This window comes from Sulfuricaulis sp., assembly GCF_041499725.1.
Taxonomy (GTDB): Bacteria; Pseudomonadota; Gammaproteobacteria; order Acidiferrobacterales; family Sulfurifustaceae; genus Sulfuricaulis.
Genome location: NZ_JBGQKW010000081.1, coordinates 1 through 12,231, shown reverse-complemented (window position 1 = coordinate 12,231; position 12,231 = coordinate 1). Strand labels below are relative to the sequence as shown.

The window sequence follows — 12,231 nt, the reverse complement described above, 5'->3', positions numbered from 1 at the left end:
TGGACGGACTGGCGCAGTGCTCGCGCGCGGGACAAGCGTGATGACAGAAATTCTCACGCGTACGCTGTCGCGTATCTGTCGGAATTTTATCGTCGGGTCAATGTAGCCGATTACGCCGCGCTGATCAAATCGCAGCGCGAAAGAATGCGGAAAAATGTCCGGCCCTGACCGGCGTCAGTCGCGTGCCGGCACGGCGTGACGGAACAGGGTGAAGAAATTGTGCGTGGTTACATCGGCGATGGAATCCATGTCGGACTGACGCACATTGGCCACGCATTCCGCGACGTGGCGCACAAAGGCCGGTTCATTGGTCTTGCCGCGAAACGGCACCGGCGCCAGATACGGCGCGTCGGTCTCGATCAGCAGGCGGTCATCCGGCACTTGTTTTGCGACTTCGCGCAGAGCTTCGGCATTACGGAAAGTGACGATCCCGGAAAAGGAAATATGGAAATTGAGGTCGAGCGCGGCGCGCGCGACCTCCCAGCTCTCGGTGAAGCAGTGCATCACGCCACCGATGTCGGCCGCGCCCTCTTCGCGCATGATGCGCAGAGTATCGTCGGCGGCCTCGCGTGTGTGGATGATCAGCGGCTTGCCAGATAGTTTCGCCGCACGGATGTGGCGGCGGAACCGCTCCTGCTGCCAAGCCATGTCGCCGTGACTGCGATAGTAATCCAATCCTGTTTCGCCGATCGCCACCACCCTTTCGTCTTTGGCCAAGCCGACCAGATCATCGACCGTGGGCTCGCGCCCTTCCCTTTCGTTGGGATGCACGCCGACGGAAGCGAACACGCTCAGATGACCGTGTGCGAGCGCGCGTATCTCGGGAAAGGTTTCCAGTGTGACCGACACGCACAGCATGTGCCCGACCCCGTTGTCCCGGGCGCGCTGAAGTACGTCTTCCAGGCCGGCGTTTAAAGGTTCGAAATTGAGATGACAGTGGGAGTCAACGAGCGGCGTCACGTTACATCGTGTGCGTGAGCCGGTCGGAATTGAGCGTACCGGCGAGAATACCTTCGATCTTGTTGCGCGCGATGCCCGAATCCTTCTCGCTGAACTGGATGCCGATGCCGGTGGTGCGACTGCCCTGGGCGCCTGGCGGCGTGACCCAGATGACGTGTCCGGCGACCGGGATTTTTTCCTTGCTGTCCATGAGCGTCAGCAGCATGAACACCTCTTCACCGAGCTTGTACGGCCGGCTGCTGGGGACGAAGATTCCACCCCCCTTCACGAAGGGCATATAGGCCGCATACAGGGCATTCTTGTCCTTGATCGTCAGGGACAACACCCCGGGCCGGGCCGCGGCGATGGGGGTGGGTTTCATGGGTTTGGCCGCGCCGGCAGACATGGGTGGAATGGTTTTGTCGTTCATATGAGGCGGTTGCTTACTTTATTGTAGACGGCTCAGTCGGACCCAGCGTATCAAAACATCTTCTAACATCAAAAGTTCATCGAGCGGGCTCCCCAGAAGCCGATTATACTCATAAATAACATCAATAAATTTGTATAACTCACTGAGTTTATATTTATATTTATCACAGTTTAGAGGCACAGTTGCCCCAGAGTTTGCCAGCGCCGGGCTGGAAACCCCCAAGACAGCCTTGATCAGCTCGGACACGAATCCGTGTAGCAAACCCATGCAATGTCTGGCTCCCACAGCCTTCCATCGAGCCGCACAGGCGATGGGTTCTTCACGTCCCGATCTCAGGCCATCCAGGTCCTTGAGCAATCCGGTGCGGATTTCAGGGAATCCCTCTTCCATCAGCGATTTCGCCAACAGCGGAGCGCCCCCCGCCAGTTCCAGAAGGCTGGCGACGGACTCTGCTTTACCGCCAGTACGCAACTGGAGCCAAGCCAAGCCGGCAGTGCGGGCCGGCGACTTAAAGAGGATATGACTGCAACGGCTGCGGATGGTGGCCGGGAGACGGGCGGGATGGCTCGTCACCAGGAGCAGCATGCTGCCGAGGGGGGGCTCTTCCAGCAATTTCAACAGGCTGTTCGCGGCGTTGATATTCATGGCCTCGGCAGGACTCAGAAGAACTACTTTACGGTTGCCGACAAACGGGCGGGTCTGGGCATCCTCAATCAGGCAACGAATCTGATAAATCGTGATATCAGCGCTGGCGCGCTCGCGTTTCTTGTCGCTGGCGGGGTATCGAGCCGCATATTGACCTCCGAGGTCCTCCGCTGATTCAGCAATCGCTTCAGGCTGAAGAACATGCATGTCGGGATGAGTGCCGGCCACGAACAGCTGGCACGACTGGCACAGGCCGCAGGCTACGCCCGCCTGAGGCCGGGCACATAAAAGAGCCTGCGCCATCTGAACGGCAAAGGCATGCTTGCCGAGACCGGGGCGCCCGTGCAACAGAAGAGCGTGCGGCAGACGCTCGAGCTGCTGGGCCAGGATGGACCACAAGTCCTCATTCCAAGGATATCGTTCAGGCATCGCTGAGATGCTGCTCGTCGAGGAATTATCAGCGGCCACCCACCACCTCCTTCAGCACGGTGCCGATTTGCTGCTCCACCTTCTCCAGGCTTTGGCTGGCATCAATAACCCGCATGCGCCCAGGCTCGCTTGCCGCGCGCGCCAGATAGGTCGCATGGACGCGCGCAAAAAATTCATTGCTCTCCTGCTCGAAGCGATCGGGCTCACTGCGTAGTCCGGCGCGCCGGCGTCCAGCCTCCACCGGGACATCGAAGAGCAGCGTCAGGTCCGGCCGCAAATCGCCTTGCACCCAGCTTTCGATCGCCGCTATCCGCGCCGCCGGAATGCCGCGGCCACCGCCCTGGTAGGCATAGGTGGCATCGGTAAAGCGATCGCACAGCACGATTTTGCCGGCGTCCAGCGCCGGACGAATTATCCTGGCAATGTGCTCGGCGCGCGCGGAGAACATCAAAAGCATTTCACTCTCGGCGGAGATTTGCAGCTCGCGACGGTGCAGCAGAATATCGCGCACACGTTCGCCGAGTTCGGTGCCGCCGGGTTCTCGCGTCACCACCACCTCGCGCCCCGCGCGTTCCAGCCATTTCCGGACGAAAGCCAGATTGGTGCTCTTTCCGGCCCCTTCTCCACCTTCCAGAGTAATGAATATTCCTCGTGGCATAAGAATATTACCGGCTTGTCGTGGCAGTGGACGTCTTGTCGTGCACCGTGGAAGTCCGCGGCTTTCCTTTCAGCTGGTATTTGATCACGGCCTTGTTGTGTTCTTCCAGCGTGGCGGAAAAAACGTGGCTGCCGTCGCCGCGTGCGACAAAATATAACGCTCCGTTGACCACCGGATGCATCACCGCCTGCAGGGATTCCTTCCCAGACATGGCCACCGGCGTTGGCGGCAGCCCGGCGCGCGTATACGTATTATAGGGCGTATCGCGCCTGAGGTCCTTCAGCCGCAAGTTACCGTCGAACGACTCACCCATGCCGTAAATCACGGTCGGGTCCGTTTGCAGCCGCATGCCGTGGCGCAAACGGTTGACGAAGACACCGGCAATCAGGCGGCGCTCATCGGCGCGTCCGGTCTCTTTTTCCACGATCGAAGCAAGGATCAGCGCTTCATAGGCATCCCTGAACGGGAGATTGTTGTCGCGCTTTTCCCATTCCTGCTGCAACAGCTTCTGCATTTTGTCATAGGCGTTGGCCAGGATCGCAAGTTCAGTCTGGCCGGAGGAATAATAATACGTATCGGGAAAAAACCGGCCTTCGGGATGTTCCCCTTTATGCCCCAGCCTTTCCATGATGGCACGTGGCGACAAACCGATGAGCGTGTGCGTGAGCTTGGGCGCCTCCTCGATCGCATCCAGAAACTGCCGGAAGGTCCAGCCCTCTACCAGCACGACGGGATATTCAATGACGCGCCCCGCGACAATCTGCTCCAGCAATTCCCTTGCCGTCATTCCGTTGCGGAACCGGTACTCGCCTGACTTCAGGTCACGCTCATGTCCGGTAAGATACGCCAGCCACACGAAAGAATGACTTTCCGGCAGCACGTCACGGCTGCTCAGCTCGCGTGCAAAGGCGCGCAACGTCATACCCGGCTTGACCGTATAAATCTCCATGCCGGGCTGAAGTGAATGATTCCACGACCAAAATAGATAAACGACGGCCATGGTACTCAACACCAGCAAGCCAATCGCCAGCCTAATCCCCCGCATACGCATCGACGATGGCCTCCTGAATCCGTTGCGTCATCCCGCCCAGGGGATATTCCTTCGTTTCGATGCGACGCACAGGCCATAAACCTATCAGACTATTGGTCAGAAACACTTCATCCGCCTGCAAAACATCGCTCTTGCTGATATTCATCACGCGTGCATCCAGCGAACGTTCCACCGCCCGTTCCAGCACCAGCCCGCGCATGACACCTTCCACGCCGCTGTGCGACAGATCCGGCGTGAGCAACCTGTCCTGGGACACGATGAATAGATTCGTCATGGTTCCTGCGATCACGTGACCGAATTCATTACACATCAGGCCTTCCCGACACTCCTGCTCCAGTTCCGCGCGCGCCAGCACCTGCTCGATCCGATTGAGGTGTTTGATGCCTGCCGTGGCCTGGTTCCGCGAGATCATGGTACGGCAGAACTGCGCGGCGACGCCATGCGTGCGCTGTTCGACTGGATAATCCCGCCAAGGCGACAGACTGACGGTACGTGTCGGCTGTGCCTGCTTGTCCGGCGCATACCCACGCCCGGAAATACCACGCGTGAGAATAATCTTCAGCACCCCGCACCCAGCGCTACGACACACTTGTTCCGCTTCCTGGCGCAACAGTATTTCGGATGGCGCATCGATGCCAAGCCTGGCAGCGCCACGCAACAACCGTTGCATATGCCGGTCCCACAGGAGCGGGCTGCCATTCACCACCGCCAAGGTTTCAAACAGGCCGTCGCCGTATTGAAAGCCGCGGTCGCGCATCGAAACGTTTTCGCCCGGCATACCGTTGATGAGAGTTATCAACACACCGCCTCCGTGAGTCCGAACAAGACCGACGCACCGTACCGTCGGCGTCCGGCGGCATTCGCCACGGTTGCATCCCCGCGCTTCGCGCGGGGCCCCTGCGCCCTGCTCATGCCGCCACACCCAAAGCCGCTAACATGCCCTTGGCTTTGGCGCGGGTCTCGGCCAGCTCCCGCTTCGGAATGGAATCGGCCACGATGCCGGCGCCGGCGCGCAGACTGATTTCGTTGCCGTTCTGAATGAGGGTACGGATCAGAATATTCATGTCGAGGCTGCCGTCACGATTGACATATCCAATGGACCCGGTATAGGCCGTACGCGGCGCCTGTTCCAGCGCGGCGATGATCTGCATGCAACGCACCTTGGGGCAGCCGGTGATGGTGCCGCCGGGAAACACCGCGCGGATCACCTGTGCCGGTGTAACGTCCCCGCGCAATTCACCGTTGACCTCGGAGACGATGTGATGCACGTGCCGGTAGGACTCGAGCGCCATGAATTCCTTCACCTGTACCGAACCTGTGTGGCACACGCGGCCAAGATCGTTGCGCTCGAGATCGATGAGCATCACGTGCTCGGCGCGCTCCTTGGGATGTCGCAGCAGGTCCCGCGACAAGGCCTCATCCTCTATGGGGTCCTGGCTGCGCGGATACGTACCGGCAATGGGTCGTGTGCGCACGGTTCTACCACGCACTTCCACCAGGCGTTCTGGCGATGAGCTGATGACGGCACGCCCGTTGCCCAGGGTCATAAGGCCCGCAAAAGGCGCCGGATTCGTTGCGCACAAGCGACGGTAGAGCGATACCGGACTGACGGGTAAGCGCAAAGGAATATGCCACCGCCGTGAGAGGTTTACCTGAAACACATCCCCCGCGCGGATGTAATCCTGCACCCGTCGGACCTGTTCCAGAAATCGCGCGGGTTCTTCTTCATGAATCTGCGCGATAACGATCTCTTCAGTGTTCGGTGTCGTCGGGATTTGCGCATCGGCTTCGAGCACCGGGAGAATTTCGTTGGCGCGTTCGGTCTCGCAAACGAGCAGCGTATGCTGCGCGAGATGGTCGATGATGATGGCGGCCGGGATGCGCGTGGCACAGGCTACCGGAAACGCCGGTTCATGCCGAATGCCGGTTACCGTAGGTTCAATTTGGGACACCAGTTCGTAGCCAAGGAAGACAAACCATCCACCGGTAAAAGGCGGCGCGGCCTCCGCCGGCATGGCGTCGCCCTCGTCCGCCGCCGTGGATTGCTGCCTCCACTCACTATCGAGAGCATCGAGGAAATCACCGGTACCCAACATCTGACCGTTGCGGCTCAGCCGATGGTCCGCGTCCAGTGTCAGGGTGTCTCCGGGAAACGCGAACAGGATGTCATAACGCGCCCGCGGCGTGCCGCGCGCGACGCTCGCGAGCAGGTGCGGATAGCGCTGGGGATATTGTGCGTGGAGCGCAGTGAGATCGGGAAGAGCCGTCAGGCGGCGGCAGACATATCCCGGTATGGAGGCGTTTAGCGTATGGGCCGGGTTGGCATTCACGCCAGCTTGCGGAACACCAGTGTCCCGTTGGTGCCGCCGAAACCGAAGGAATTCGAAATCGCCACGTCAATCTTCATCTTGCGCGCTGCGCCCGGAACAAAATCCAGATCACATTCCGGATCGGGCGTGGCGAGATTGATGGTGGGCGGCGCGATCTGATCGCGTATGGCGAGCGCGGTGTAGATCGCTTCGATTCCGCCGGCCGCGCCCAGCAGATGGCCGGTCATGGACTTGGTCGAACTCATGGCGATTTTCTTCGCGTGTGCACCGAACGCCGCCTTGGCCGCGAACGTCTCGGCCTTGTCGCCGAGCGGTGTGGAGGTGCCGTGAGCGTTGACGTACTGCACTTGGTCGGGATTCAGCCCGGCGTTGCGCAGGGCATTGCGCATGCAGCGCGCCGCGCCCTCGCCGTTTTCCGGTGGACTGGTCATGTGATACGCATCGCCGCTCATGCCGAAGCCGACGAGTTCGCAGTAGATTTTTGCGCCGCGCTTCTTGGCGTGCTCGTATTCCTCGAGCACTACTACACCCGCGCCTTCACCCAACACGAAACCGTCGCGGTCCTTGTCCCACGGACGGCTGGCGGTTTCCGGGCTGTCGTTGCGCGTGGACAGCGCCTTGGCGTTGCCGAAACCGGCCATACCCGTCGGCGTGATGGCGGCCTCACCGCCGCCGGCGATCATGACGTCGGCGTCGCCGTATTCGATCAGCCGCCCGGCATCGCCGATGCCGTGGGTGGCGGTGGCGCAGGCGCTGACCATGGCGAGATTCGGACCCTTGAGGCCATACATCACCGACAGATCGCCCGAAATCATGTTGATGATGCTCATGGGGACGTAAAACGGAGAGACCCGGCGCGGGCCCTTTTCGAGGACGGTCTTGGTAGTGTCTTCGATGGTGCCAACGCCGCCGATGCCGGAGCCGATATGCACGCCGATGCGCTCGGCATTGGCTTCCGTCACCTCAAGCCCGGAATCCTTGATCGCCTCGATGCCGGCCGCCATGCCGAGCTGGATGAAGCGGTCCATGCGGCGCGCTTCCTTCTCGGTCATGCCGAAATGCGTGGGGTCGAAGTTCTTGACCTCGCCGGCGATCATCGAGTGATAGCCGGTGGCGTCGAAATGGGTGACACGGGCAATGCCGCTTTTGCCGGCCAGAATGTTGCGCCAGTTTTCCGCGACACCGATGCCGAGGGGAGAAACGATACCGAGGCCGGTGATGACGACGCGTCGCTTGCTCAAAGACGAATCCCTCATTGTGGGCACGGCGTTCCCACCGCGCTTATAAAACCGAGAGGCCGTCACCCCTTGCGGATGACGGCCCCTCCATCTAATGAGTAATCAGTTCAGACGGGAATTGACGTAATCAATGGCTTGCTGGACCGTGGTGATCTTTTCCGCCTGATCGTCGGGAATTTCGCAGTCGAATTCCTCTTCCAGTGCCATCACCAGTTCCACAGTATCCAGGGAATCCGCGCCCAGATCATCCACAAAGGAAGCTCCGGGCTTGACTTCGCCTTCGTTGACGCCCAGTTGCTCCACAACGATTTTCTTGACGCGCTCTTCTACACTGCTCATGGGTGATTTTCCCTCCAAAATTGATTTACTGCCCGCGTGCGGGCGCATAGTTAACACTATTTGCCCAAAATCGTCCAGCCAATCGGCAAACGATGTTTTTCAGCGGGATAGCCCGCCTAATTCATGTACATTCCGCCATTCACGTGCAGGGTCGTGCCGGTAATGTAACCGGCCTGCGGCGAGGCGAGAAACGCCACGGCCGAGGCCACTTCTTCGACCAGTCCCAGTCGTCCCAAGGGGATTTGCTTGAGCAGTACTTCCTTCTGCGCGTCGGGCAGCTTGCGGGTCATGTCGGTGTCGATGAAGCCCGGGGCCACGGCATTGACCGTGATATTGCGCGAACCCACCTCACGCGCCAGCGCCTTGGTGAAACCGATCAGGCCGGCCTTGGCGGCGGCATAGTTGACCTGCCCGGCATTGCCCATCGCGCCCACCACCGAGCTGATGCTGATGATGCGTCCCCAGCGCGCCTTGGTCATGGCGCGCAGGCAGACCTTGGTCATGCGATACACCGACTTGAGATTTGTGTCGAGTATCGCATCCCATTCTTCCTCGGTCATGCGCAGCAGCAAGTTGTCGCGCGTAATGCCTGCGTTATTGACCAGAATGGTCGGCGTGGTGTTGGATTTTTCCAGTTCCGAGAGGGCCGCCGTGATGGAGTCGGTGCTGTTCACGTCCAGCACGATTCCTCTCCCGGCAACGTTATTTTGCTTCAGGGCCTGGCTGATTTTTTCCGCGCCGTCAGCCGAAGTGGCGGTGCCGATCACCTGCGCTCCCTGCCGTCCCAGTTCGAGCGCGATAGCCTGCCCGATGCCGCGGCTTGCACCCGTGACCAGTGCGATTTGAGCTTTGAGTGTCATGTGCTTTCCTTCATTGTCTCTTCACGTTGCGCTTGCCAGCGCCGCCAGAGTCTCGCGCAGCGTCACCGGATCGTAAACCGGCAGCGTCTCGAACGTCTTGACGATGCGCTTGTTCAGGCCCGCGAGCACCTTGCCCGGACCGCATTCTATCATCCGATCGACGCCGTCGGCGGCCATTTTCTGGATCAGTTCAACCCAGCGCACCGGAGATTCTATCTGGCGCACGAGCGCATTTCGAATCGCCTCCGGGTCGGATTCCGCCCGCAGATGAACGTTGTGAATGACCGGCACGCGCGGAGAACGCACATTCACGGCCTTGATTCTTTCGGCCATGCGCAGCGCCGCCGGGTGCATGAGCCGGCTGTGCGCCGGCACACTCATGGGCAACACCACGGCACGCTTGGCGCCGGCCGCCTTGGACTGCTCCACGGCGCGGGCCACGGCCGCCGCGGCCCCGGCGATCACGACCTGATTCGGCGAATTGAAATTGACTGCGTCGAGCACATCGCCCTGGGCCGCCTGTTCGCACAGCTTGCGCACGGCGTCATCGTCCAGGCCCAGGATCGCGGCGATGCCGCCCTGCCCGATCGGCACCGCTTCTTGCATGAAGCGTGCGCGATCCGCGACCAGTTTCACGGCATCGGAAAAATCGAGCGCCTCGGCGCACACCAGCGCGGAATATTCGCCGAGACTGTGGCCGGCCATGACCTGCGGAAGCGGGCCTTTGCTAGCCAGCCATACACGCCAAGTGGCGATATCGGCGGTCAGCATCGCCGGCTGGGTCACCTCGGTCTGGTTGAGTTTTTCCTCCGGCCCCTGCTCCACCACCTGCCAGAGGTCGTAGCCAAGCGCCTGCGAGGCTTCGTTGAAGGTTTGCCTGACAATGGGAAATTCGGCGGCCAGCGCGTTCATCATGCCAACCGAGTGCGAACCTTGTCCGGGAAAAACGAATGCAAGTTTCATTGTTTTATTATCGATAAGATTTCTGAACCGCCAAGGCGCCAAGATAAAAAAATATTTTTGAATTCCTGAGCTGTCTTCCTTGGCGCTCTTGGCGTCTTGGCGGTGGATTCTAATATTTCAACAGCACCGAGCCCCAAGTGAAACCGCCGCCAAAAGCCTCCATCAGCACGGTGTCACCGGCCTTGATGCGCCCGTCGCGCACCGCCTCGTCGAAGGCGAGCGGGATCGAGGCCGCCGAGGTGTTGCCGTGACGGTCCACCGTCAGCACCACGTGATCCATGGACATGCCGAGCTTCTTGGCCGTGGCCGCGATGATGCGATGGTTGGCCTGATGCGGGACGAGCCACTGGATATCGGATTTCTTCATGTGATTCGCCGCCAGCGTCTCGTCCACGATGCGTCCGAGCGTGTTCACCGCCACCTTGAACACCTCGTTGCCTTCCATCTTCATGTAAGCCGTGCCGTCGACAACCTTGTCGTAACCCCGGGAGATGCCGGCGGGAACGCTGAGCAGGTCCTTGTATTTGCCGTCGGCATGCAGATGCGTGGAAATGATGCCGGGCGTCTTCGATGCCGCGAGCACCACGGCGCCAGCGCCGTCGCCAAACAACACACAGGTGGTACGGTCGGTCCAATCGGTGATGCGCGACAAGGTTTCGCTGCCCACGACCAGGGCGTGCTTGGCCGAACCGGTGCGGATGAATTTTTCCGCGATCCCCAGCGCGTACACGAAACCCGTGCACACCGCCTGGACGTCAAAAGCCGGGCAGCCGTGTATCTTGAGGCGGTCTTGAAGCAGACAGGCGGTGCTCGGAAATACCTGGTCGGCCGTGGTGGTCGCCACAATGATAAGGTCGAGGTCCTTGGTGCCGATGCCGGCCGCCTCGATGGCACGCCGCGCGGCCTGCTCGCCCATGGAAGCGCTGGTCTCGTCCGCGGCCGCGATGTGGCGCTCGCGGATACCGGTGCGCTCGACAATCCACTGATCCGTCGTCTCGACCATCTTCTCGAGGTCGTGGTTGGTGAGCACCTTGGCCGGGAGGTAGCCGCCGGTGCCGATAATGCGCGAATAGATCATGTCACGTCGCCCTTGGCCGCCATCGCGGTCAGTTCACGTCCGATGCGCTCAGGCACGTTGTTGCGCACTTCCGCCAGCGCTTCGAGAATGGCGTGTTCAAAGGCCAGAATATCCGCCCCGCCGTGGCTTTTGATCACGGTGCCGTTCAGGCCGATGAGGGTGGCGCCGTTGTAGCGGCGCGGGTCCACGCGCTTCTTGAAGGCATGCAGCACCGGTATTGCCACCAAGGCAGAAAGACGCGTCAGGATATTTCGCTTGAATTCCTGTTTCATAAAATGCGTGATCATGCGCGCCAGGCCCTCGCTGGTCTTGAGCATCACGTTGCCGACGAAGCCGTCGCACACGATCACGTCCATGTCGCCCGTGTAGATTTCATCGCCCTCGACATAGCCGCAATAGTTCAGCGAACTGGCGCGCAGCAATTCGTGGGTCTTTTTGACAACCTCGTTGCCCTTGATGTCTTCCTCACCGATGTTGAGCAACGCGACGCGCGGACGCGGCTCGCCTTCCACGGCGCCAACCAGGATGGAACCCATGATGGCGAATTGCAGTAGCTGCTCCGGCGTGCAGTCCACGTTGGCGCCGAGGTCCAGCACATGCACGTGGTCATGTATCGTGGGCAGGGTCGTGACGATTGCCGGACGGTCGATCCCGGGCAAGGTTTTGAGAACAAAACGCGAAGTCGCCATGAGCGCCCCGGTGTTGCCGGCGGAGACGGCGGCCTGGGCCACGCCTTCCTTGACGAGATTGATGGCGACGCGCATGGAGGAATCTTTTTTGCCGCGCAGCGCCTGTGCCGGGGGTTCGTCCATGCCCACCACTTCCGAGGCATGATGTATGACGAGGCGCTCGCCTTCAGCCGCATGACGGTGCTTCAATTCAGCTTCGATAGCGTCGCGCTGGCCGACCAACGTCAGCTTCAGCGTCGGTTCGTCCCGTAGTGTCTTGAGGGCTGCGGGCACGGTGACCCCAACACCGTGATCGCCCCCCATGGCGTCGAGGGCAATCGTGATCACGTTCTCAAGTCCCTGAACGGTTCCGGATCAAACTGGCGCTATTCCGGTTTGGTGTCCAGCACCTTGCGGCCACGATAATATCCGTCGGCGGTGACCTGATGCCGGCGATGGGTCTCGCCGCTCGTCTTGTCAACCGAAAGCGCCGACTTCGTCAGCTTGTCGTGTGAACGACGCATGCCGCGGCGGGAAGGTGATACTCGGCTTTTCTGTACGGCCATGGTAAATCCTCGTCAAGTAAAAATAACCGGCACTATT

General features: G+C 60.4%; 14 protein-coding genes. All 14 read right to left on the bottom strand.

Annotation, left to right across the window (positions count from 1 at the left end; translation table 11 throughout):
* Window positions 1–174: 174 nt before the first annotated feature.
* The 14 genes from ACC569_RS11955 to rpmF all read right to left on the bottom strand — a co-directional run bounded on the left by ACC569_RS11955 (window position 175) and on the right by rpmF (window position 12,194).
* Window positions 175–960: a TatD family hydrolase gene (locus ACC569_RS11955; protein WP_372523761.1), complete on the bottom strand. Its 786-nt coding sequence runs from the start codon at window positions 958–960 to the stop codon at window positions 175–177.
* A gap of 1 nt (window position 961) precedes the next feature.
* Window positions 962–1,321: a PilZ domain-containing protein gene (locus ACC569_RS11950; protein WP_372523760.1), complete on the bottom strand. Its 360-nt coding sequence runs from the start codon at window positions 1,319–1,321 to the stop codon at window positions 962–964.
* Window positions 1,322–1,387: 66 nt separating this feature from the next.
* Window positions 1,388–2,413, bottom strand: coding sequence for a DNA polymerase III subunit delta' (gene holB, locus ACC569_RS11945; protein ID WP_372523759.1), 1,026 nt, complete (start codon window positions 2,411–2,413; stop codon window positions 1,388–1,390).
* A 58-nt stretch (window positions 2,414–2,471) separates the two neighbouring features.
* On the bottom strand, window positions 2,472–3,101 hold the full coding sequence (gene tmk, locus ACC569_RS11940) for a dTMP kinase (RefSeq protein WP_372523758.1): 630 nt from the start codon (window positions 3,099–3,101) through the stop codon (window positions 2,472–2,474).
* Window positions 3,102–3,108: 7 nt separating this feature from the next.
* Window positions 3,109–4,050 (bottom strand): endolytic transglycosylase MltG, encoded by a 942-nt coding sequence (gene mltG / locus ACC569_RS11935; protein WP_372523757.1) that lies wholly within the window; start codon window positions 4,048–4,050, stop codon window positions 3,109–3,111.
* An 82-nt stretch (window positions 4,051–4,132) separates the two neighbouring features.
* Complete coding sequence (gene pabC / locus ACC569_RS11930) at window positions 4,133–4,954, bottom strand: aminodeoxychorismate lyase (protein ID WP_372523756.1); 822 nt, start codon at window positions 4,952–4,954, stop codon at window positions 4,133–4,135.
* Window positions 4,955–5,060: 106 nt separating this feature from the next.
* On the bottom strand, window positions 5,061–6,482 hold the full coding sequence (locus ACC569_RS11925) for an aminodeoxychorismate synthase component I (RefSeq protein WP_372523755.1): 1,422 nt from the start codon (window positions 6,480–6,482) through the stop codon (window positions 5,061–5,063).
* Window positions 6,479–7,723: a beta-ketoacyl-ACP synthase II gene (gene fabF / locus ACC569_RS11920; RefSeq protein WP_372523754.1), complete on the bottom strand. Its 1,245-nt coding sequence runs from the start codon at window positions 7,721–7,723 to the stop codon at window positions 6,479–6,481. Before fabF ends, ACC569_RS11925 begins: the two co-directional genes overlap by 4 nt.
* A 99-nt stretch (window positions 7,724–7,822) precedes the next feature.
* Entirely contained in the window at window positions 7,823–8,059 is a 237-nt protein-coding gene (gene acpP, locus ACC569_RS11915; protein WP_372523753.1) for an acyl carrier protein, read from the bottom strand.
* A 116-nt stretch (window positions 8,060–8,175) separates the two neighbouring features.
* On the bottom strand, window positions 8,176–8,919 hold the full coding sequence (fabG, locus tag ACC569_RS11910; RefSeq protein ID WP_372523752.1) for a 3-oxoacyl-ACP reductase FabG: 744 nt from the start codon (window positions 8,917–8,919) through the stop codon (window positions 8,176–8,178).
* Window positions 8,920–8,940: 21 nt separating this feature from the next.
* A complete protein-coding gene (gene fabD, locus ACC569_RS11905; protein WP_372523751.1) occupies window positions 8,941–9,882 on the bottom strand; it encodes an ACP S-malonyltransferase in 942 nt (313 codons plus the stop codon).
* Window positions 9,883–9,991: 109 nt separating this feature from the next.
* Window positions 9,992–10,960, bottom strand: coding sequence for a beta-ketoacyl-ACP synthase III (locus ACC569_RS11900; protein ID WP_372523750.1), 969 nt, complete (start codon window positions 10,958–10,960; stop codon window positions 9,992–9,994).
* Entirely contained in the window at window positions 10,957–11,976 is a 1,020-nt protein-coding gene (gene plsX / locus ACC569_RS11895; protein WP_372523749.1) for a phosphate acyltransferase PlsX, read from the bottom strand. The genes ACC569_RS11900 and plsX overlap by 4 nt, the downstream gene beginning before the upstream one ends.
* A 38-nt stretch (window positions 11,977–12,014) precedes the next feature.
* Complete coding sequence (gene rpmF, locus ACC569_RS11890) at window positions 12,015–12,194, bottom strand: 50S ribosomal protein L32 (protein WP_372523748.1); 180 nt, start codon at window positions 12,192–12,194, stop codon at window positions 12,015–12,017.
* Window positions 12,195–12,231: the final 37 nt, after the last annotated feature.

Excerpts from the sequence above, each read along its gene's own strand:
- ACC569_RS11950 (WP_372523760.1), bottom strand. The coding sequence starts at position 1,321 with ATGAAACCCACCCCCATCGCCGCGGCCCGGCCCGGGGTGTTGTCCCTG.
- tmk (WP_372523758.1), bottom strand. The coding sequence starts at position 3,101 with ATGCCACGAGGAATATTCATTACTCTGGAAGGTGGAGAAGGGGCCGGA.
- mltG (WP_372523757.1), bottom strand. The coding sequence starts at position 4,050 with ATGGAGATTTATACGGTCAAGCCGGGTATGACGTTGCGCGCCTTTGCA.
- acpP (WP_372523753.1), bottom strand. The coding sequence starts at position 8,059 with ATGAGCAGTGTAGAAGAGCGCGTCAAGAAAATCGTTGTGGAGCAACTG.
- fabG (WP_372523752.1), bottom strand. The coding sequence starts at position 8,919 with ATGACACTCAAAGCTCAAATCGCACTGGTCACGGGTGCAAGCCGCGGC.
- fabD (WP_372523751.1), bottom strand. The coding sequence starts at position 9,882 with ATGAAACTTGCATTCGTTTTTCCCGGACAAGGTTCGCACTCGGTTGGC.
- ACC569_RS11900 (WP_372523750.1), bottom strand. The coding sequence starts at position 10,960 with ATGATCTATTCGCGCATTATCGGCACCGGCGGCTACCTCCCGGCCAAG.
- rpmF (WP_372523748.1), bottom strand. The coding sequence starts at position 12,194 with ATGGCCGTACAGAAAAGCCGAGTATCACCTTCCCGCCGCGGCATGCGT.